We start from the raw sequence: 21,283 nt of genomic DNA, 5'->3' as shown, positions 1-21,283 counted from the left end.
CATGGTTTCCTGTCAGGTGTCTTCGCGCTGGATCAGGATCTCGACCCGCCGGTTTTCCGCGCGCCCTTCGGCGCTTGCATTGTCGGCGATGGGGTCATCCTCGCCGCGTCCGACGACTGTCACGCGGTCCGGGCTGGACAGCGCGGGCACGATCATATCCGCTACCGATTGCGCGCGGGCGACCGACAGTTCCTGATTGTTCTTGAACCGCCCGCGGCCTGACAGCGGGACCGAATCTGTATGCCCCACGATCTGCACCGCACCCGGTTCAGATTCGAGCATGAAAGCAAGTCGCTGTGCGATCGGCTGGAACTCGGCGCGCGCGTCCGCGCTGCCGGACTCGAACAGCACAAGGTTGTTGGCGGTCACGGCAATGAAATTGCCGCGCGTCTCGGCGCTCAGGTTCCCAGCCTCGATATCGGACGACAGTGTCGCGCGGATACGGTCCAGTTGCCCCGGCGTGTCAAAGACAGGCGGAACGTAGGGTTCCGGTTCGGGCGGCATGTCGGGCAGAATGCTGACATGCAGCAGCGCCAGCTTCTCGCGCGGGTGAAGGCCGCGCATCTGCGCGCTCAGGCTGCCCGATACATCTGCCAGATACATCCGCATCCCGATATAGCCACCACTCAGCAGTGCCAGCACAAGGCTTGCGAGCACCCAAAGCGGCACCTGACGCCGTTTGTAGAGCGGACGCGCCTGCACACCTTGCCATTGCGGCGAAATATCATCGTCGGGGCGCGCACGGACATGGCGCAGGGTTTCATATATCTGGCGCCGCTTTTGTTGCAGGTCCACATCGCCGCCGGACGCACCGCGAAACTTGCCTTGGAACCCTTGGTAGAGCGCGGTCAGCATCAGCTCCAGCAGCTGATATTTTCGCTGGGCGTCCATCAGGGCCTTGTCGATTTCCTCGAAAATCCCGACCCCAGAGGTGCGGCGTTCGAAGAACCGCGCTTCCATGGAATACTGGATCCAGACTTCGCGGTCTGTGCCGGGCAGGTTCTGCACGATATCGTCGGCGGTCCCGCACAGCACATATTTCGCGACAAGGGCGTCTTGCGGGTCTGCCCCGGCATCAACCGCGCGCCGCTCGAACCCGTCGAGCACCTGCGCGACATGGGTCATCAGCGGGATGGCGTTCATCTCGACCACCTGGCTGCGCAGCCGACCCAGAAGGATCAGCAAACCCGCGGCGGCAGAGGTCAGGGGGTTGCTGCCGGAACTGTAGCCTGTGCTGTCGCCCGCCAATGCCTGATCAAGCGAAATCCGTGCGGCCTGCGGCGTCTGGGCCTGCTGCTCCGGGCGGTCGAGGTCGGGAAAGAACCTTGCGTCCTTTGAACTGCCGATCCACGCGTGCTGTCCTTGGGACGATTGTTGCGATGGCGTCGGGCTGCCGGTTTTGTCGCCGGAGTTCCACGGGTCCGAAGCTGGGCCCGGCGCACCCGGCCAGCCACCCGGACCACCGCTGGAACCGCCGCCTGTCCATGGCGCGGCCTGCGGGGGTGGGGCAGGTGCGGAAGGTGCCGGTGCACCGGGCAGCGGGCGGGCACCGGGTGTTGCAGAGGGCGCCCCAAAACCCGAGCCCCCTGCGTTCGACGGCCCGTCCCACGCATTGCGTGCGCCGCCATCATTTTCCCACGCATTGCGCTGCGGGGGCGGCGACGCCGAAGGTGCCGCCTTGCCGCGCCCCGGCAATGGCGCGATCACGGTGCGTTGCGGTCCCGGGCGCTTGCCCCCCGGCGGATTGCCCGGCGTGTCGTCGCTCATGCCGCGGTCTCCATGATGGCCCAGATTTCCAACGTCAGTTCGGGCCAGTCACCGGCAAAATGCAACCCGATTGCCGGTGCCGTGGAAAATTCGCGCCACAGGTCCGAGCGTTTGTCGATCTTGAAATAGACGTGGCTGGTGACGGCCCTGATCTGGCTGGGCGGCGTCGGCATGTGCACCAGTTCCAAACCGGGCAGATTGCTCTCGACGATCTGCTTCATGCGGGTGTTCGGGCCGACTTTGCACAAGCTTGGGAACTGGCTTTGAATTTGTCCGAGCGGGCGGTCGGCCGATACTTCGATCACAAAGGCCGCATCGCGGAACAACGCACGGTCGGTCACGGTCGCGATATAGGAATTCAGAACTGGCTGTTGCAGGTCCAGACGCACGGCACGGCTGATATCACGGCTCAAAAGCCGTTGGATATCGCGAAGCACCGGCGAGAAGCTGGGTTCGAGCGCGTCATGGTCATAGGCCGGGTATTCCGGACACAGGCGCGAGGGGTCGAATGTCCACAATTCGCCGGCAAGTTGCAGCAAGGCCAGATATAGCCGTTCGGGGTGGACATAGCGCGACCCGCGCAGATGCCGCAAATGCCCGATTTCACGGTTCAGAAGCAGCAGCATGGAATAATCCTGCGCCTGCAATCCACCGCCCGAGCCGGGGTCGGCGGCGTAGCGTGCCAGCGTTGCAAGCCGGGTTTCGACCCAGCCTATCACCCGGTCCAGCCAACCGGACACGACAGGGTGCGCCCCGTAAACAAGCACCGGCGGCGCAAAGCCGGGATCAAGCAGGATGGTCTTGTCGCGCACCTCGACAATCCGGGCGATCGCCATACAGGTGAAGCCCCGTTTCGGCGTTTCACGCACATCCAGCCCAAGGCGGGGATGCGCGATGTCCACATCTTGCTCCAGCCGCATGCTCGCCGCGCTGTCCGAGACGCATTCGCGGTCCAGCCGGTAGCGGGTGGCGCGACTATCCTCGTCATCAAGTCCGATTTCGCGCTTGTTGGCCTCGGCATTTGGCAGCGTCAGCCAGACCAGTTTGCCTTCGGCATTTTCTGGCACGGTGATCGGCGTCGGCAATTCCGACAAGGCGCAATCGAAGGGCAGCCCATCCGGCATGATTCCCGTCGCGCGGCGCAGCCCGAACAGGTTGCGCTCTGACAGGTCGGTATCGATTTCGAGCGTCGCAAACCCCCAAGGATAGGGCGTGATGTGGCGGCTGCGGGTCTCGATCAGTTTCTCAAGATAGCGGTCCTGTTGCTGCAGGTGGTGCGGTTGCAACAGCAACCCTTCTTTCCACGCAAGCTTGCTATACCACGACATGAAGGACTACCTTTCGCCACAACAGACGGCATAAACTCATTTTTCTATAATCCGAAACAGCGCGAAGGCACCTGTTCCCCACCAGTCACTTATGTCATATCAATGGCATACCAGTTCTGCATTTTCCACGGTAAATCGCCTTGCGCAGGTGTTCAGCAACAAGAGGACGCTGGATTTCATGACACGCCGCCGGATTGTGATCCTGACCGGGGATGAATTGCGTCATCGGTACTTCACGCGCAAGCTGGCTCATGACGGGCGTTTCGACGTTGTTTTGGCTGTGTGCGAGGGGGCCGAGAAGGGGCTGGCGGCGCGACTTTCGCGCGATCCTGACGCATCCGGCCTGCAGGTGCGCCACGCCTCCGCCCGTCAGCGCGCGGAAGAAGATTTTTTCGCAGAGACCGTGGAACACCTCCCCGAGGCCGAGCAGGTGCTACGCGTGCCCAAAGGCGATGTGAATACTGAAATGGTGGTCTCGCGCATCCGTGAAGCCGAACCTGATTTGCTGGTCTGCTACGGTGCCTCTTTGGTGCGCGGGACATTGCTGGACCGTTTCGATGGCCGCTTCCTGAATGTGCATCTTGGGCTGTCGCCCTGGTATCGGGGCAGCGGCACGAATATCTGGCCTCTGATCGAGGGGCAGCCACATATGGTGGGCGCGACGTTCATGCAGATTGATGCCGGGATCGACACAGGGCCGGTTTTGCACCAGATCCGCGCCGAACTGGCGCTGGGCGATAGCCCGCATAGCATCGGCAACCGCCTGATCCGGCAGATGACACAGGTCTATGCCGATTTGATTGCAGCCTTTGACCGGGTGACGGTACCGGACCCCGTGCAGGTTGAAGGGCGGCTTTACCGCAACGCGGATTTCGATGCGCAGGCGTGCCGCGCGCTCTATGACCAGTTCGACTCCGGCCTGATAGAGCGCGCGTTGGACGATCCTGGCACCGACTGGCCTGTGCTTGTCGAAAACCCGGCGCTTGGCGAGGGGCAGGGTGCATGAAGGCGATCATGTATCATTATGTGCGTGATTTCGCCCCGGACCTTCCGAATTTCCGCTTTCTGAACATCACCAATTTCCGCAAGCAACTGGATATGTTCGCGCGCGATTTCGGGTTCGTCACCCGTGCCGAATGGCACGATTATGTGCGGTCTGGACGGATGCCCGCCGACCCCGGCAAGGTGGTGCTGACCTTTGATGATGCGATGTCCTGCCACTACACGCATGTCTTTCCCGAACTGGTGGCGCGCGGGCTGTGGGGCATATTCTACGTTCCGACCGGGCCCTATACCGGAGAGGGGCTGCTGAATGTGCACCGGATACACCTGCTATGCGGCGCGCACGACGGCGAAGCGCTATGGCACCGCGCGCGCGAGCTTGTCACCGAAGACATGATCCCCCATGCCCGACGTGCGGAGTTTCGCGACGCGACCTATGCCGCACAGGTCAACCGCCCCGGCGTGTCCGAATTCAAGCGGTTGCTGAATTATTTCATCGACGAGCGCCATAGGCGTGATGTGATCGACCGCGTGGCGCAGGAATTCGGCACCGAATTCGAGCCTGATCGCTTCTATGTGCCCGCGGCGGCGCTCGCACAGATGGCCCGCGCCGGTATGCTGATCGGCGCGCATACGGTGTCTCACCCGGTGATGAGCAAGCTTGCCCCGGCAGAGCAGGCTGACGAGATCGCAGGATCGCTGGGCTGGATTGACCAAACCGCTGGGCCGCAGGACATGCGCAGCTATTGCCATCCATATGGCGGTTTTCACTCTTTCGATGACCATACGGTCACGCTGTTGCAAGACCAGGGGGTAGATTTCTCGTTCAATGTCGAACCGCGCGACATAGACGCCGCAGATATCGCACGCCAGCCGCATGCGCTGCCGCGCTTTGATTGTAATCTCTTTGCGCACGGACAGGCCGACTAGGCCCCATGGATGAGCAAGCCGCCGCGATCGCTCCGGAAGATCGCCACATGACGACCATTGCGGGTGATTTGCCCGGGACAACCGGGTTTGCGCACATAGTACATCGGTCCAAAGCGGCAGCGGTTCCGGTTGTCCAGAAAACGATTGTCATTTAGGAAAAGCGTATCGGTCCGGGGGCAGCGCTGATAGGTTCTGGCAAGCGTCTGGGCATGCGACAGTTGCCGTGCCCGGCAAGGCCGAACACGAAAGGACCAGAGATGCGACACAAATTGCTACCGACATTGCTTTCCATGGGGCTTGGTCTGGCGGGAAGCGTAGCTTTTGCACAGCAATCCGAGCCGGACAGCCTGCGCGAAGTGTTTCGCGACTGGTCGGTGAATTGCGAGACCCTGCCGGACGGCCCTCGGGCCTGCGAGATGGTTCAGCAGATCAACCAGCAGGAAACCGGACAGCGTGTTCTGGCACTTTCGGTCCGGTTGAGCGATGGGGGCCAACCCGTGGCTGTGTTGATCGCACCTTTCGGGCTGAAACTCTCCGAAGGGCTGGGCATTGCTGTGGAAGACACCATCGTGGTCCGTGGCGACTACGAGACCTGCCTTGCCGACGGGTGCATTGCACTCATCCCGCTGGACGCCGATGTTATTGCGGCTATGCGGCGCGGCACGAACGGTGCGGTCGTGATGGTGTCACGCAACAACGAACCGGTCAGTGTGCCGCTGTCGATGCTGGGGTTTACCAATGGTCTGGAGCGGCTGCGCGCCTTGTCGGGAAGCTGACACCGCGCGCAGGCTACGTTTAATCGTAACCGTATTTATAGCCGCCGTAATAACCGTATTTGTGGCCGTAATGGCCATAGCGGCTTGCCTTTGCATCGAACTGGTTCAGGATCGCGCCGGACAGCTTTACGCCGCTGGTATCCAGGATCTTGACGGTCGAGAGTATCTCGGCGCGGGTTGTCTCCAGGTGTTTGAGAACCAGAAGCGACATGCCCACCTTCTGCCCTATTATGCCGGGGTCGGTCACGGCCAGCACTGGCGGGGTATCAATGATGACAAGGTCATAGGCATCGGACGCATCGCGCATCAATTGATCGAAAGCGGCAGAGGTCAGCAAGTCGGCCGGGTTGGGCGGGTATTTTCCGGAGCCGATGAAATCGAGCCCGGTGTCAGGGTCGGTGACCAGAACCTCTTCGATCGTTGCGCTGCGTGACAACAGTTCCGACAACCCCTTGTCCCGTTTTGATTGCTTGAACTGACGGCGCAGCTTGCCTTTGCGCATATCAGCGTCGATCAGCAAAATGCGCCCACCGGCTTGCGCCGAGACGAGCGCGAGGTTGTAGGACACGAAAGACTTCCCGAGCGAGGGCGCGGGGGAGGTGATCATCAGGCTCTTGCGCTCTGCCGAGGCGAGCGAGAACTGCAAACCAGTCCGCAAACCGCGCAGCGATTCCACCACGATGTCACTTGGCATGGTCCGGGCCAGCGCGTAATTCGGGTCGGAATGCCCGCCCGTGCGCAACCCGATCACGCGGTTGATCGTGGCAAACAGCGACAGTCCCATTTCTTCGATCGAGCGGCTGTCATCAATGCCGCGACGCATGAAGTTCAGGCCAAGCACAAAGCCAATTCCCAAGACAAGTCCGGCCAACCCGCCAAGCTGCAAGGGGCGCGTGCGGTTCGGGCCGATATGCGACGCCGCCTCTGCAGGTTCCAGCATATGCACGTTGCTGACTGTGCTGGCGCGCACCACGCCCAACTGCTCGGCGCGCGCAGACAGTTGGCGCTCGATCTCTATTGCCCGTTCCTGTGCCTGTGTCAGGCGCAGCAATTCCTGCTCTAGCGGCGGCAGCTTTGTGGCCTCGACGCGCATTTCTTCCAGCCGGGTTTCCAACCGGGTGCGTCGGTCGATCAATTCGCGATAGTCAGGGTGGTTTTCGGTCAGGCGCTGGGCGAGCTGTTCCTCGCGAAAGCGCAATTCCTCGATCTCTGATTCGATCCCGACAATCCGGTTCAGCAATTCCTGCGAGTTGGTTGTCAGTTCGGTGGTTTCGCGTTGACCCCGGAATTCACTCAGTGCCTCTGCCGCGTCGGCGCTTTGTAGACGCACGTCTTCAAGCTGGCTCTCGATGAACTCCAGGCTCTGGTCAATTTCCGCCGAACGGCGGTCGAGTGTCTGCGCGCGATAGGAATCGACGATGGCGTTCACGGCTTCCAGTGCAAGGTCGCGATCGGTGCTGGTGAACCGGAAATCGACGATGCCGGAATTGAGCGGCGGTGTGCGTTCGCGAACACTGAGCCCCGAGCGCAGCCGCGCCGCTGCAACCCGCATCGGCACGCGCTGCACAGAGTAAATCCGCCCCTCGGGAACGTCCATTTCAGAAATGCGGAACCGGAAGCCCGGAACTACTTCGACGATTTCACCGACGCGGCCGGCCATCGGCTCACGGTCGCCAAACCGGATCTCGAACGTTTCGGGACCAGTGACCTCTACGACCGCACGCCGACCGATCAGCGGCTCATCCACTTCCAGCAGGTCCATTTCAATGACGTCGCCGTAGCGGGTATAGCTGGGCGCTATGAAATTTGGGATGCTGGGCACGGCACGGCGCACGGCGACATGCCCGATTACCGGAAACCGCTGAGGGGTTAGTCGCCAATCGAGGTTCAGGTCGCGCGCAACCGGGTCCAGAATGAACCGCGAATTGATAATATGCGCTTCGGCTGCGATCCGAGTTGTGTCTGGGCGCAAACCGCCGCCGATCAGGATTTCGGGCAATTCGATGCTTTGCCCGCGTTTCTCTATATTGACCAGCGCGCTCGCGCGGTATTCGTCCGGCGGAAGCTGGCCTTGAAACAACCCGAACATCAACCCCGCAAATGTTGTGGCAACGATAATCCACTTGCGTGCCATAAGCTGCGCAAAGATATCCGATAGCTGGATCTCGGAGCCTTCTTCCTCGATCTCTGTTACTTTATTCGACATACTTTTTCGCTTTTTGCTATCGGCGGCCGCGTGGTCTCGACCAATCGTCTTGTTGTATCAGGTGATTGTCTGTCGCAGCTGAATCGCCCATGATTCGCTACATTGCAAGATGATCTCGACAGCTTGCGCATGCATGCCCATTGCCTGACGGTAGGGGTCTGGAACCTGACGTGCGGCGTCAAAATGCCCAAGCAGAAAGGTTTTCCCCAAAAACTGTGGCCAACGCTGCGCGATCTCCTGACGGTGATGTGTTTCCATCACAAGTATGACATCGCAGTTTTGACCGAGCGCTGTGTCGAATTGCCGGGCCGCATGGTCGTGCAAGGGAATCTCCCGCGTGCGGGCTGCTGCCGCGGTGTCGGCATCAATCCCGTGCCCCACCAAGGCATGAAGCCCGGCAGATGACACCTCGGCCGGACGTTTTGTGGTGCCGTCAAGGGCCGCACGCAATGCGGCCTCGGCGACGGGGGAGCGGCAGATATTGCCAGTGCAGACAGTCAGGATTCTATGCAACAGACCAGTTCCGTTTTGCGACAATCTTCAAACTCGGGCCGGATCACTGTCGGCAAGGTGGTTCAGCACCGGCGCTACAATGGCCAAAGGCCAGAGTGGCACGCGGCACCAGATTTTTCGACCTTGGCTGGGTGCCCACCGGCTTGATTGCCTTATGCAACAGGGCGGAGGGGAAATCCAGAACCGTTTTCGCCGCATTCGCGCGCGAGACCTCATTCCAAGCAGATCGCGCGAAAAATTTCTTTGGTGAAATCATTTTGGAAATACACGTCAAACGGTTTGACAAGCGTGCTTCGCTCTGGCTTCATCCGAAGAAAGTATTCTGGTCAAAAGGATAGCGCATGTCTGATTCCGCGCAGAACGCATTGCGTCGTAACCGCCCGCCCCGTGTGAGCATTTCTTACCAAGACCCCTATGATACTGATACGCAGGTTGAATTGCCATTCGTCATGGGCGTGATGGCTGACCTGTCGGGCAATTCCTCGGACAAGGAAAAGCCCAAGGTTGGCGATCGCGCGTTCACGCAGATCGACCCGCAGAACTTCAACCAGTTTATGGAAAGTGTCGAACCGGCCGTTTCCTTGTCCGTGCCTAACAAGCTGAGCGAGGAGGGCGGTGATCAGCTGGGCATGGTGCTACGCTTCAAGCATATGGACGACCTTGATCCCGGCAGCGTCGCAGAGCAGGTGCCTGCACTCAAGAAACTGCTGGATGCCCGTCGGCAACTTGCGAATTTGCAACGCTATATGAATGGCAAATCCGGTGCGCAGGATGTGCTGCGCAAATTGCTGTCGGACCCCGAGTTGATGAAGCTTCTCGACGAAAAGGCCGCGACATCGAAGGCCGATGACAGCGCAACCTGACATGCCGCCTGCCGTGACGGGGCCAGGCGCCCCTCCGGCATTTCGCTGAGCGATTACAGGGACAATGACTATGGAACAAGAAAAGCAACAGCAGGTCGGTGAAACCGAGACGCTCTCTGCGGATGACTTCTCGCGGATGTTGAAGGAAAATTTCAACCCGCGCGACGATGCGACACGCGAAAGCGAAGTCGAAAACGCCGTCTCTGCGCTTGTGCGCGAAGCGCTGAGCGATCAGACGGTCGTCAAGGAAGACGTGCTGGACACGGTGGATGAGATCATCGCCAAGCTGGACGCAAAACTGTCCGACCAGATGAACGAAATCCTGCATGCGCCCGAATTTCAGCAAATTGAAAGCGCTTGGCGCGGGCTGGAATACCTGACCAATAACGCAGAGCCAGACGCGACCTTGAAGGTGCGCGTGATGAATATCTCGAAATCCGAACTCGAGAAAGAGTTGCGCTCTTGGGGCGGGGCCAAATGGGACCAAAGCCCGTTCTTCAAGAAGATCTACGAAGAGGGTTTCGGCACCTCGGGTGGCGAGCCCTATGGCTGCCTGATCGGCGATTACCAGTTTGACCATTCGGCGGCGGATGTTCGCATCCTGCGCGGTGTGTCACAGGTGGCAGCAGCGGCGCATGCCCCGTTCTTTGCATCGGCAGCGCCAAACCTGTTGGGCATGGAAAGCTGGAACGAAATCTCGAACCCGTATGATATCGGCTCCATTTTCGAGACGCCGGATTATGCCGCGTGGCGCGGCCTGCGTGAAAGCGAAAACTCGCGCTATCTTGGCATCACCATGCCGCGCATGCTGGCCCGTTCGCCATATGGCCAGGACAGCCTGCCGGTGGACGCCTTTAATTTCGAGGAAAAGACCGACGGCCACACGGGTGAGAAATACGCCTGGATGAACGCGGCCTATGCGATGGGTGCGAATGTCGCCCGCGCACACAAGACCCATGGCTGGACCGTGCAAATTCGCGGTGTCCAGTCCGGCGGCGAAGTGATTAACCTGCCGACGCATACCTTCAAGACGGATGAGGGCTCTGTCGACATGAAATGTCCGACAGAAACCTCGATCACCGACCGGCGCGAGGCGGAACTTTCGAAGGCGGGCCTGATCAGCCTTGTTCACCGCTCAAACACCGACAAGGCAGCCTTTATCGGGGCCCAGTCGCTCTATAAGCCCAAAAAAATGCAGACCCCCGAAGCAACCGCCTCGGAAAACATGTCTGCGCGCATCCCCTATATGTTCGCAGTGTCGCGGTTCGGGCATTATCTCAAGCATATGGTGCGCGACAAGATCGGCTCCAACCGCGAGCGTGAGCAGCTTGAAACCGAATTGCAGGACTGGATCAGTTCCTACGTTCACATCTCGCCCGCCAATGCGACCGATGATGAAAAGGCGCGTCTGCCTCTGGCCGGTGCCAAGGTCGACGTGATCGAAGACCCCGAAAATCCGGGCTATTACGTCGGCAAGTTTCTGCTGCGTCCGCACTTCCAGATGGAAGGCATGGATATCGGCATGAGCCTTGTCTCAAAGCTGCCATCAAACTAGCGATAAGTTTCATCTGTAATACAGCATTCACACATCGGAGGATATCATGGCTGTAGATATTTTGTTAAAGATCGACGGTATAAAAGGTGAGAGCGTCATCGACGGCCACGTGGACGAGATTGATGTTCTGGCATGGTCATGGGGCATGACCCAGAGTGGCACGACCCACACCGCAACAGGCGGCGGCGCCGGCAAGGTAAATGTTTCTGACATCACGTTCACCAAACTGGTCGACATCGCGACCTCTGACCTGATCAAGGCTTGTACGTCGGGGCGCCATATTAAGAAGGCGGAACTTTTCGTGCGCAAGGCCGGCGGCGCGAAGCCTGTCGAATACCTCAAAATCACCATGGAAGAAGTGCTTGTGTCTTCCTACAACACTGGCGGGTCGAACGACGATCTGGATCGTGTGCAGGAGACTTTGAGCTTCAACTTCGCTCGTTTCAATCTGGAATACACCCAGCAGGACTCGAAGGGCGGCAAGAAGGGCTCGACCAAAGCGGGCTGGGATATCGCGAAAAACAAGCCGATGTAACAGTGCTGCACCCCGCAATCCCGCGATTTGCGGGGCTGCGGGGTGTGCCATTTCAGGACCGCGCATGGCGGTTCGCCTGACCCGCCGTTTTCGTGATCGCGCATTGCGTTTTGGTGGGTTGCCACTTGTCCTAACCCGTTCAAGGGGCGTGTATGTCTGGTGCCAACAAGTCCTCTGCAAAGTCCCACCAGATGCAAAGCTTGCGCATGCCCCTATTGCAGGCTTTCCGAGAGCATGCGCGGTCCGGTGACGGCCGAAAGCGCGGACAAGGAGAGGGTGACGGCCCGGCGGCAACTTACGTCAATTCCAGCGTCTCGAACGAGGCGATGCTAAGGGAAAGTCTTGATCTTGACCTTGGACATTTGCTCAACACGGTCAATCTCGCCTCTGTCATGGATTTGTCGGGCTATGCACGCGTATCGAAATCCACGCTCAATTTCGGGATGAATGATCTGGTCCACATGACCACTGATCAGGCGCATGCCGGGCATCTGAGTGAGGCACTGCGCGACGTGTTGCTGGCGCATGAGCCCCGCCTGGACAAGCACAGCCTAAAAATCGCGCGGCAAGACGAGGTGGACGAGCTGAACCAGCGCGTGGCCTTTACCGTGCAGGCGGATATGCTGTGTCACCCCGTCGATATCCCGCTGGAGTTTGTGGCCGAGATGGATGTCGGGTCCGGCAAAGTCGATCTGCGCAATCTGGGGCGCAACAAGCCACAGCGCCGCGCGCGTAACCCAGAGGCCAGCGCCCCGCGTCCGGGCGAGACCGGCACAGGTTAGGGCCATTCCGGATGCAGCAAGAATTCCTCGATCATTACGAACGCGAACTCAACACACTCTACGAGCGTGCAGAGGTCTTCGCGGCGGAATATCCGGGGCTTGCCGCGCGTCTGGGTGGCTTGGTGCGCAACCGGATGGATCCGGGGCTCGCCGGTTTGTTGGAAGGGGCCGCGTTCCTTGCGGCCCGTGTTCAACTCAAACTCAGCAGTGAGTTTTCGACATTCACGACCGCGCTGCTGGAACAGTTGATGCCCGGCTATCTTGCCCCGGTGCCATCGGCGATGCTGGTTCAGGCGCAGCCCGATTTCCGAAAGCCTGATCTTGCCATGGGCCAGCGTTTTGAACCGGGCAGCTATCTGGACGCGATGCTCAGCGATGGTGACCGCCGGATGAGCTGCCGGTTTCGCCTGTCTGCGCCGCTTGAATTATGGCCCATAGAACTGGAGCGCGCGGAATACACCACCGGCGCAAGCACCCTTCAGGCGCTTGGGCTGGAGGTTCTGACCGGCACTGCCGCGGGGCTGCGACTGCGTTTCGTGCGGCGCGGCGCGGTCGGCAAGGCCGACCCCGAGGGCAAGGCCGATGGTGTCTTGCCTATGCAGGAATTGGCGAAGGCGGGATTGTCGCGGCTGAACCTGCATCTGAACGGCCCCACGGCAGAAATGAGTGCGCTGTATGAACAGGTGTTCGGGCGTTGCAAACGTGTGACGCTGCGCTGGCTGGATGCGCAGGGCGACCCGCGGTTCAGGGTCGCGCCCGCTGGTCTGTTGGGTCAGATCGGCTTTGACCAAGATGAGAGTTTTTTCCCCGAAGAGACTCGCTTTTTCGAGGGGTTCGGGCTGCTGCGGGATTTTCATATCCTGCCCGATAAATTCATGGGTTTCCGGCTGCTTGGCCTGCAAGAGTTGCTGGCGCATGTGCCTTCGGCGAGTTTCGACCTGTTGTTCGAATTCGACCAGGCGGATGGACGGCTTGCGCCCTTGCTGGGACCGCGCAGCTTTCGGCTTTTTGCTGCGCCCGCGATCAATCTGTTTCAGGAACGCTGCGCGCGGGTGCGCGTAGACGAGGCACATTCCGAATACCTGCTGACCCCGCAACCCTCGCCCGCCGAAAATTATGAAGTGCATTCGCTGACCCGTGTGCGAGCGCATTTCGGCGATGGCAAGACGACGCTGCCTGTCTGGCCGGTCCATGCCTTGCCGGGGCATCAGGCCCGGCCGGAAGATGCGCTTTATTTCAGTTTGCGGCGTCGGCCACGGCGGGTCTCGCGGCAGGAAATGCGGCGCAACCCGAACCGGACATATACCGGCTCCGAGGCGTTGATCGCCTTGCACCAGCCTGCCCAGAGTGCCGACGAGGCGGCACGTCCCGCGCGCGGCTTGCAGGCCGATGCGCTGTGCACCAACCGGCATTTGCCAACGCATCTGCGCGGCGGCGCGCAAGGCGTGAAATTCCGTCTTGTGGATGACACGCAGGTTGGGCTGAACTGCCTTGCCGGACCAACGCAACCCCGGCTGCCGCTGGCATTGCAGGATGTGCCCCATGCACAGAGCAGCGTCGCCGGGGCAAGCAGCGGGGCGCGGCTTTGGCAGCTTTTGAACTGTCTGAAATTCAATCAGCTTGGTCTGACCGACCGAAACGCCGATGAACCGGCGGGCGGATTGCGCGACGTGCTGGCGCTTTTCGCCGACCTGTCGGACGCCATCAGTGCGCGCCATGTGCAAGGGCTGATCGGCTGCGAAGTGCAACCGCGCGTGCGCTCCATGCGCCATGCTGACGGGTTCGCGCCGGTGCGCGGGCTGCAAGTCACCCTGACCTTCGAGGATCAGGCGTTCGAGGGCACAGGCTTTGCGATCCTTGGCGCGGTTCTGGACCGCTTTCTGGCCGACAATGTTCAGATCAACAGTTTCACCCAGACCGTGATCCGGTCGCGGGCGCGTGGTGATGTGCTGCGCTTTCCGCCGCGTAGCGGAACGGGGCCGGTTCTATGACGGACGCACTGGTTCGGGATCGCTCGCCGCGCGTTCCGGCGGCTTTGCGCAGCCGGATCGAGAGTGACTGCGCCAGCCTTGATGTGCTGGCGCTGATGCGTCGGCTGGAGCAGGCCTCGCCAGACCTGCCCCGTATCGGTCGGGCCGCGACCCTGTCGCAGGAAATCGTGTTTCCCCGTCAAGAGCCCTTCATGGCCTTTCCCGGCTGCAATGTTGTCCGTGTCGACCTGAATGCGTCGGGCCCGCATGACGTGCATGTGCGCTTCATGGGGTATTTCGGGCCGCAAGGCGCTTTGCCCTTGGCGCTGACCGCAGAGGCGCATCAGTGGATGCTGCGCCATGACGATCCGTCATTCGCGCGGTTCGCCGATATTTTCGCCATGCGCTTTGTGCAATTGTTCTACCGGGCCTGGGCCGATGCGCGCCCGATCGTGCAGGCGGATCGTCCGGCGGATGACCGGTTTCGCATATGGCTGGGCGCGCTGACCGGCATTGGTAGCCCGGCTTTGCAAAACCGTGACAGCTTGCCGGACTCGGTGCGCCTTGGCCTGACCGGGCTATTGTCCGGGCGCGTGCGCAGCGCGACGCGATTGCGTCAGTGCCTTGGCCATATCGTCGAGATGCCGTTCGATCTGGAAGAGCATGTCGGCTCTTGGCTGGAGTTCGAGGATGACGATCGCACACGGCTTGGACAGACTGCAAGCGGGTTGGGGCAGGATACCTGCCTTGGCGCACGCAGCTACAGCCTGTCGGACAAGCTGCGTCTGACCCTGCATTGCGATTCACTTCCAACGTATCGCGCGCATCTGCCGGGGCGCGCCGCCTGCCGCCGACTGACGGATTTTCTGAAAAGCTGGCTGGGTGTCACGACTGAAGTGGAGATCGCGCTGAGCTTGCCAGTCGATATCGTGCCAGCGACGGTTCTTGGACAGGCCGGCGAACTTGGTTGGACCAGCTTTACACCTCAAGCCATACCATCCGAACCGGTGCCCGACCGTGACACGCCACAGCGCCGCGTCTGCGCCGCTTTTTCCGCTTTTTGACCCCCTGACCCATTATCTGCAAAAAGGTCCACATCATGACAGAGATCAGCATCGAAACGATTGCCGGCAAGCTGAACCGCCTGGGATACGAGGCCTTTATTCAGGGGTTCCGTCATGCCAAGGGCGAAGGCAATCGTCATGTCGAATTGGCGCATTGGCTGTATCATGTCATCGCCAATGACCGCTCTGACGTGTCGGTCTCGTTGCAGCAAATGGGCATGGATCGCGGTCAGGTCTTGTCGGATCTGGAAAAGTGTATCGACGGCTTCCAGCGCAACGTCACCGAAATGCCGGGGCCGTCACTGCACTTCAAGGAAGCGCTCGACCGGGGCTGGCACTACGCGACGCTCTTGTTCGGAGAGGCGCAGATCCGCTCGGGGTATGTCTTGCTCGCCGTTCTGCGCACCCGCGATTTGTATCGCGCGGTCAGCCAGATGAGCCCGCTTCTGAGCACGCTGGATGACAAGCAACTGGCCGCTGACGCCCGCACGCTCTGGGCCGGGTCCGACGAAGACGACATGCGCCCCATGGATGGCACAGGGCTTGGGGCGCCCGCCGCCGACGGTGCGGCACAGGCACCGGGCGGCGGCAGCAGCGCCTTGGGCCGGTTCGCGGTGGACATGACTGCACAGGCCGAAAGTGGCAAGATGGACCCGATCGTGGGCCGCGGCGAAGAAATCCGCCAGATCATTGACGTGCTGATGCGCCGTCGCCAGAACAATCCGATCCTGACCGGCGAGGCCGGGGTCGGCAAGACAGCCGTGGTTGAAGGGTTCGCGCAGGCTCTGGTGTCGGGCAATGTGCCGCCCGCGTTGCAGGGGGTAAAGCTCTTTGCGCTCGATATCGGGCTGATGCAGGCCGGGGCCAGCATGAAGGGCGAATTCGAGCAACGGTTGCGCTCGGTCATCGACGAGGTGCAATCCAGCCCGACGCCGATCATCCTGTTCATCGACGAGGCGCATACGCTGATCGGGGCAGGGGGGGCGGCTGGCACCGGCGACGCCGCGAACTTGCTGAAACCGGCCTTGGCGCGCGGCACGCTGCGCACGGTTGCCGCTACCACATGGGCCGAATACCGCACCCATTTCGAGAAAGACCCGGCGCTGACCCGGCGTTTCCAACCCATTGACGTGCCTGAACCCAGCATTGCGAAAGCCTGCACCATGCTGCGCGGCATTCTTGCGCCGATGGAAGCGCATCATAAAGTGCGCATTGCAGATGAGGCCGTGGTCGCTGCCGTCACGCTCTCAGCCCGTTACCTTCCCGCGCGACAGTTGCCCGACAAGGCCGTTTCGCTGCTGGATACCGCCGCCGCGCGCGTGGCGATCAGCCAATCGGCTACACCGGCGCGCGTGGCCGATTTGCGCGCAGGCATCGCTGCGCTGGAACGCGAGCAGGCCGCGCAGGAGGCGCAGGCCGATCTGGGCACGCAGGACGCGGCGCGTCTGGCAGAAATCTCCGAGGAACTGGACGATCTGGCCACGAAACTGGCCGAGGCTGATGACGAATACACCCGCGAGAAAGAACTGGTCGACGACATCCTGTCGCTGCGCAACACCTTGGCCGAGGCGCGTGCAGGTCAGAGCGTGGCGGAAACCGACACCCCGCTGCCCGACGAGGAAACCTTGCGCGCTGACCTTGCCACGCGCGTCGCCGATCTGGACGGCGGCGATGCCGACCGCCGCATGATCTACGCCCATGTCGATGAACAGGCGGTGGCGAGCGTCATTTCCGACTGGACCGGCATTCCCGTGGGCCGCATGGTCACGGATGAGTTGCGCGCCATTCTGGAACTTCCCGACCGCCTGCGCGAGCGCGTCATCGGGCAGGACCACGGCCTGTTACAAATCGCCAAACGGATCGAAACCAACCGCGCCAAGCTCGACAATCCCGGCAAGCCCATCGGCGTGTTCATGCTGTGCGGCCCGTCGGGCGTGGGCAAAACAGAAACCGCGCTGGCGCTGGCAGAGGCGATCTATGGCGGCGAGCAGAATGTCATAACCATCAATATGTCCGAATTCCAGGAAGCGCATACCGTATCGGCGCTGAAAGGCGCGCCTCCGGGTTATGTCGGCTATGGCGAAGGTGGGCGGCTGACCGAAGCGGTGCGACGCAAACCCTATTCGGTGGTGCTGCTGGACGAGGTCGAAAAAGCGCACCCTGATGTGCATGAGCTGTTCTTCCAGGTCTTTGACAAGGGGATCATGGAAGATGGCACGGGCCGCAAGATCGACTTCAAGAATTGTGTGATCCTGCTGACCTCGAACGTAGGCACAGAGGCGATCATGGACATGGCCGCGCGCGGCGAAACCCGGCCCGAACCCGACGCCCTGTCAGAGGCGCTGCGCCCGCATCTGCAAGCGGTCTTCCCGCCCGCGCTGCTGGGCCGCATCGTGACCATCCCGTATTTCCCGCTGTCGTCCGAGGTGCTGTCGGGCATCGTCCGGTTGAAGCTGAACGCCATCGTCGGGCGGATGAAAACGGGGCATGGCGCAAAAATGGTCTATACGGATGCGGTTGTGGACCATATCGTGGAGCAATGCCGCGACCCCGACAGCGGGGGCCGGATGGTGGACAACATCATCACCAACACCATCCTGCCCGACCTGTCCCGCGCCGTCCTGACCCGCACGCTGGAAGGCGTGGAGTTCACGGATGTGAAAGTGGGGATGGGGGAGAGCGGGTTTGAGTATGAGATAACCTGAGTTAGTTGTCACAAGGAGTTTCGAATATGCCTTTCGCAAAGATGTCGCCAAACCCAGCGCTTCAACAAAGCTATTTTAGAATTCAGTTTGCTGAACCCAAGCAGTGTTCCGGCCAGTTCGAGAAGGTTGCCAATCTGCGGCGCGCGGTGGACGGTATCAAGAAAGAACGGCAGAGCTTTCTAAGCCAAAACGACAACCTAAAACTATTGAACCAAGGTCTTTTGGTTTCACGTCTCGTCAAGGAGACATGCTATTCGTTCCTAGACTTGACTGGCGCAATAGCCGGTGATGTCATCGAAGCATTCGGGGGAGCAAAGGCAAAACCCTATGCCGCGAAAATCAAGCTATATGCGACCGGCGGTATGGCAGCCATCGACATGTCAGAGGTTTTGTCCGAACGGGCCTTCGGGCGCGGGTCTTGGGGCAACGTCGTAGAGACTGGAATAAAAAGCGGTGTATCGATGGCAGGCGCACTGGCCAATACACCGACACAAAGCGCTGCGGCTTATCTGGGAACTCAAGGCGTCAACTCCTACGAAATCGGCAAGGCCGGAATTCAAGGCAACAAGAAGAAGGCAATCAGAAGCACTGAGACACTCGCTTTTGACAACGTCCTGTTTCTGTTGGAAGGCATCCAGAACGAAGTTACTGGAGCGGGGCGCGAAAGAATTCGTGCATTGAAGACTGCTACTGCGACCGTCAAGGCCTCGCGGCGTTACAGCGCCGCCCTTGATGACGCGCTATCTGAGTATCTCGAAACCTCAGAGCTAGCAAACACAAGCCGCAGGACAGTCCTTCACTCGATTGACCAGACGATTCAACATGTCGAAAAGAGTCTCGACAAGGCCTTGTCGCAATATCAGCAATGCATCAATAGTAGTCCCTTTTGAGCGACCCTTACAAAACGCTCCATGATTGATTATCTGGCGGAAAGTGTTGAAACGCGTAAGCTGACATCATCCAAGCCTTGGCTGAAAGCGTGTTTCATGAGTTCTATCCCGACAACCCTCCACCTCATCCCCTATGACGGCATCGGCGGGGTCGAGGTGGCGGCGCGGTCGTTGCCTGTGGGCGATCATGGGGATCTGCGGTTTGGGCGGGTTTACCTGTCTGCCAAGGGCGGGGCGCACCCGGCGGATCCGGACATCTGGACTGGCCCAAGCGACAGCGAATGGGCGCTTGCCAATTACCTTGGCGCGCTGCGGCATCTCCAGCGGCGCAAGCCGGATCTGCTGATCGTCTCGCTCTGGCGGTCTGCCATCGTGGCGCTTCTGGCCAAGCTGTTGCGCCCGCGCCTGAAGCTGGTTGTGTTCCTGCATCTGGATCGTCCGGTGCATCTGCCCGACCGGCTGTTGCACGCGGTGCTGATCCGGCTGGCGCATGACATCTGGGCCGACAGCGCGGGCACGCTGGCCGCGCGGGTGCCGGACGGGCGCAAGGGGCGGGTCATCTCTTTCGTCACCGAACGGCTGGAGCCGTTGCCACCGGCGAGGCCCGTGCCCAAGTTCATCTTCTGGGGGCGGCTGCATGCGCAAAAGGGGCTGGACCGCGCGCTGGATATCCTTGAGGCGCTGAAAGCGCATTATCCCGACACCGCGCTGACGCTTATCGGCCCCGATGGCGGGCAGGAGGCTGCCTTGCGCGCGCAGGCTGCACGGCTGGGCCTGACGGTCGCGTTTACCGGCCCGTTGCCGCGCGACCAGATTTTTGCCCGCGCCGCCGGGCACAGCTTTTTCCTGATGCCCAGCCACAGCGAAGGCATGGCCATGTCGGTGGTCGAGGCGATGCAGCTTGGCCTTGTGCCGGTGGTGACGCCGGTGGGCGAGATCGGGCGCTATGCGCAGGACGGGCAGAATGCCCTGCTGCTTGGCGATGGCACGTCGCAGGACAATGCCGCGCGATTGGCCGCGCTTTTGGCCGACCCGGACCAGGTCACGCGGATGGCGCGCGCGGCTGTGGACCGTTTCGCGCATGCCGGGCTGTACCGTGAGGATGTGCTGGCCGCCTGCCGCGAGGTTCTGGACCGCTGACGCGACCTCAGTTCGCCCCGAACAGGTCTCGGGTAAACACCTTGTCGCTGACATCGCGAATATCATCGGTCAGCCGGTTGGCGATGATGATATCGGCCTCGGCCTTGAACCCGTCCAGATCGCGCACCACACGAGAGCCGAAAAAACTGTCCTCTGTCAGCACAGGCTCGTAGACGATTACTTCGATCCCCTTGGCCTTGACTCGTTTCATGATCCCCTGAATGGAACTTTGCCGGAAATTGTCGCTCCCCGCTTTCATGACCAGCCGGTAAACCCCCACGATCCGCGGTTTGCGCGCCACGATCTGGTCGGCCAGAAAATCCTTGCGCGTGCGGTTGGCATCGACAATGGCCGCGATCAGATTCTGGGGCACGGCGGCGTAATTGGCCAGAAGCTGGCGCGTGTCCTTGGGCAAACAATAGCCGCCATAGCCGAAGGACGGGTTGTTGTAATGCGGGCCAATCCGCGGGTCGAGGCCCACGCCGGTGATAATCTGGCGCGTATCCATGCCACCGGCCATGGCATAGCTGTCCAACTCGTTGAAGAACGCCACGCGCATCGCAAGGTAGGTATTGGCGAACAGCTTGATCGCCTCGGCCTCGTCCGGGTCTGTCAAAAGCAAGGGAATATCTGCTGCAATCGCGCCTTCTATCAGCAGTTGCGCAAAGGTCTGCGCCCGGTCAGAGCGTTCGCCCACCACAATCCGGCTGGGATACAGGTTGTCATGCAGCGCACGCCCCTCGCGCAGGAACTCGGGGCTGAACACAATCCGGTCGCTGCCCAATTCACTGCGCATCCTGCGGATATACCCAACCGGGATGGTCGATTTGATGACGATCAGCGCTTGGGTGTTTTCCGCCAGCACGGTGCGGACCACGCTATCGACCGAAGAGGTGTCGAAGAAATTGTGCTGCGGGTCATAATCCGTGGGGGTGGCCACAACGACGAAATCAGCGCCTTGCACCGCGACGGACAGGTCAGTGGTCGCCCGAAGGTCCAGCGGTTTGTTGGCCAGATAGTCAGAAAGCTCCGCATCCTCTATCGGGCATTGCAACGCGTTGACCATCGACACGCGTCCGGCGTCGATATCTACTGCGGTCACATGGTTTTTCTGCGCCAGCAAGACCGCATTGGACAGCCCGACATAGCCAAGGCCCACGACAGCTATTTTCACACGAAAATCCTTCCTGATCCGAGCATCCGCGCCATGTGGTTCTGGCGCCACCTAACCTAGTTCGCGGCGTGTTTGCAACCGCT

At 60.7% G+C, this 21,283-nt stretch carries 18 protein-coding genes; 13 read left to right on the top strand and 5 right to left on the bottom strand.

Going from position 1 to position 21,283, the window contains the following annotated elements:
- Positions 1–12: 12 nt before the first annotated feature.
- Both tssL and tssK read right to left on the bottom strand, forming a co-directional pair.
- Entirely contained in the window at positions 13–1,767 is a 1,755-nt protein-coding gene (tssL, locus tag ROE7235_RS08575) for a type VI secretion system protein TssL, long form (RefSeq protein ID WP_121094641.1), read from the bottom strand.
- Complete coding sequence (gene tssK, locus ROE7235_RS08570; protein ID WP_121094639.1) at positions 1,764–3,095, bottom strand: type VI secretion system baseplate subunit TssK; 1,332 nt, start codon at positions 3,093–3,095, stop codon at positions 1,764–1,766. Before tssK ends, tssL begins: the two co-directional genes overlap by 4 nt.
- Positions 3,096–3,273: 178 nt before the next feature.
- On the opposite strand from tssK, the gene ROE7235_RS08565 reads away from it, so the two are divergent.
- From ROE7235_RS08565 to ROE7235_RS08555, 3 genes are all read left to right on the top strand, one after another.
- Positions 3,274–4,101 carry a formyltransferase family protein gene (locus tag ROE7235_RS08565; RefSeq protein WP_183073424.1) on the top strand — a complete coding sequence of 276 codons (828 nt, stop codon included), beginning with the start codon at positions 3,274–3,276 and terminating at the stop codon, positions 4,099–4,101.
- Entirely contained in the window at positions 4,098–5,027 is a 930-nt protein-coding gene (locus ROE7235_RS08560) for a polysaccharide deacetylase family protein (protein WP_121094635.1), read from the top strand. The genes ROE7235_RS08565 and ROE7235_RS08560 overlap by 4 nt, the downstream gene beginning before the upstream one ends.
- Positions 5,028–5,284: 257 nt before the next feature.
- Positions 5,285–5,803 (top strand): invasion associated locus B family protein, encoded by a 519-nt coding sequence (locus ROE7235_RS08555; RefSeq protein WP_183073423.1) that lies wholly within the window; start codon positions 5,285–5,287, stop codon positions 5,801–5,803.
- A 19-nt stretch (positions 5,804–5,822) separates the two neighbouring features.
- Here the strand turns inward: ROE7235_RS08555 and ROE7235_RS08550 are convergent, their stop codons facing one another.
- Together ROE7235_RS08550 and ROE7235_RS20925 are read right to left on the bottom strand one after the other, a co-directional pair.
- Positions 5,823–8,009: a polysaccharide biosynthesis tyrosine autokinase gene (locus ROE7235_RS08550; protein ID WP_121094631.1), complete on the bottom strand. Its 2,187-nt coding sequence runs from the start codon at positions 8,007–8,009 to the stop codon at positions 5,823–5,825.
- Between the two features lie 57 nt (positions 8,010–8,066).
- Positions 8,067–8,459, bottom strand: a complete 393-nt coding sequence (locus ROE7235_RS20925) for an arsenate reductase/protein-tyrosine-phosphatase family protein (protein WP_370743573.1) — start codon at positions 8,457–8,459, stop codon at positions 8,067–8,069.
- A gap of 158 nt (positions 8,460–8,617) precedes the next feature.
- Here ROE7235_RS20925 and ROE7235_RS19865 point away from each other — a divergent pair, with 158 nt between their 5' ends.
- From ROE7235_RS19865 to ROE7235_RS08500, 10 genes are all read left to right on the top strand, one after another.
- Positions 8,618–8,860, top strand: coding sequence for a hypothetical protein (locus ROE7235_RS19865; protein WP_147434189.1), 243 nt, complete (start codon positions 8,618–8,620; stop codon positions 8,858–8,860).
- Between the two features lie 3 nt (positions 8,861–8,863).
- Entirely contained in the window at positions 8,864–9,385 is a 522-nt protein-coding gene (gene tssB, locus ROE7235_RS08540) for a type VI secretion system contractile sheath small subunit (protein ID WP_121094629.1), read from the top strand.
- 70 nt (positions 9,386–9,455) lie between these two features.
- Entirely contained in the window at positions 9,456–10,940 is a 1,485-nt protein-coding gene (gene tssC / locus ROE7235_RS08535) for a type VI secretion system contractile sheath large subunit (RefSeq protein WP_220669545.1), read from the top strand.
- Between the two features lie 46 nt (positions 10,941–10,986).
- A complete protein-coding gene (locus ROE7235_RS08530; protein WP_121094625.1) occupies positions 10,987–11,475 on the top strand; it encodes an Hcp family type VI secretion system effector in 489 nt (162 codons plus the stop codon).
- Positions 11,476–11,627: 152 nt separating this feature from the next.
- Positions 11,628–12,257 (top strand): type VI secretion system baseplate subunit TssE, encoded by a 630-nt coding sequence (locus ROE7235_RS08525; RefSeq protein WP_121094623.1) that lies wholly within the window; start codon positions 11,628–11,630, stop codon positions 12,255–12,257.
- A gap of 11 nt (positions 12,258–12,268) precedes the next feature.
- A complete protein-coding gene (tssF, locus tag ROE7235_RS08520; RefSeq protein ID WP_121094621.1) occupies positions 12,269–14,248 on the top strand; it encodes a type VI secretion system baseplate subunit TssF in 1,980 nt (659 codons plus the stop codon).
- Positions 14,245–15,291, top strand: coding sequence for a type VI secretion system baseplate subunit TssG (tssG, locus tag ROE7235_RS08515; protein WP_121094619.1), 1,047 nt, complete (start codon positions 14,245–14,247; stop codon positions 15,289–15,291). The genes tssF and tssG overlap by 4 nt, the downstream gene beginning before the upstream one ends.
- Positions 15,292–15,326: 35 nt before the next feature.
- Positions 15,327–17,996, top strand: coding sequence for a type VI secretion system ATPase TssH (tssH, locus tag ROE7235_RS08510; protein ID WP_121094617.1), 2,670 nt, complete (start codon positions 15,327–15,329; stop codon positions 17,994–17,996).
- A 26-nt stretch (positions 17,997–18,022) separates the two neighbouring features.
- The gene (locus ROE7235_RS08505; protein WP_121094615.1) at positions 18,023–18,886 is read left to right on the top strand and encodes a hypothetical protein; all 864 of its coding nucleotides are present in this window, start codon (positions 18,023–18,025) and stop codon (positions 18,884–18,886) included.
- 96 nt (positions 18,887–18,982) lie between these two features.
- On the top strand, positions 18,983–20,026 hold the full coding sequence (locus tag ROE7235_RS08500; RefSeq protein WP_183073421.1) for a glycosyltransferase family 4 protein: 1,044 nt from the start codon (positions 18,983–18,985) through the stop codon (positions 20,024–20,026).
- 7 nt (positions 20,027–20,033) lie between these two features.
- Here the strand turns inward: ROE7235_RS08500 and ROE7235_RS08495 are convergent, their stop codons facing one another.
- Positions 20,034–21,200, bottom strand: coding sequence for a nucleotide sugar dehydrogenase (locus tag ROE7235_RS08495; protein ID WP_121094611.1), 1,167 nt, complete (start codon positions 21,198–21,200; stop codon positions 20,034–20,036).
- Positions 21,201–21,283: the final 83 nt, after the last annotated feature.

The sequence above is a fragment of the Roseinatronobacter ekhonensis genome (genome assembly GCF_900499075.1).
GTDB lineage: Bacteria > Pseudomonadota > Alphaproteobacteria > Rhodobacterales > Rhodobacteraceae > Roseinatronobacter > Roseinatronobacter ekhonensis.
Note: the sequence above shows the minus strand (reverse complement) of the source record. Positions and strands in the feature narration are given on the sequence as shown.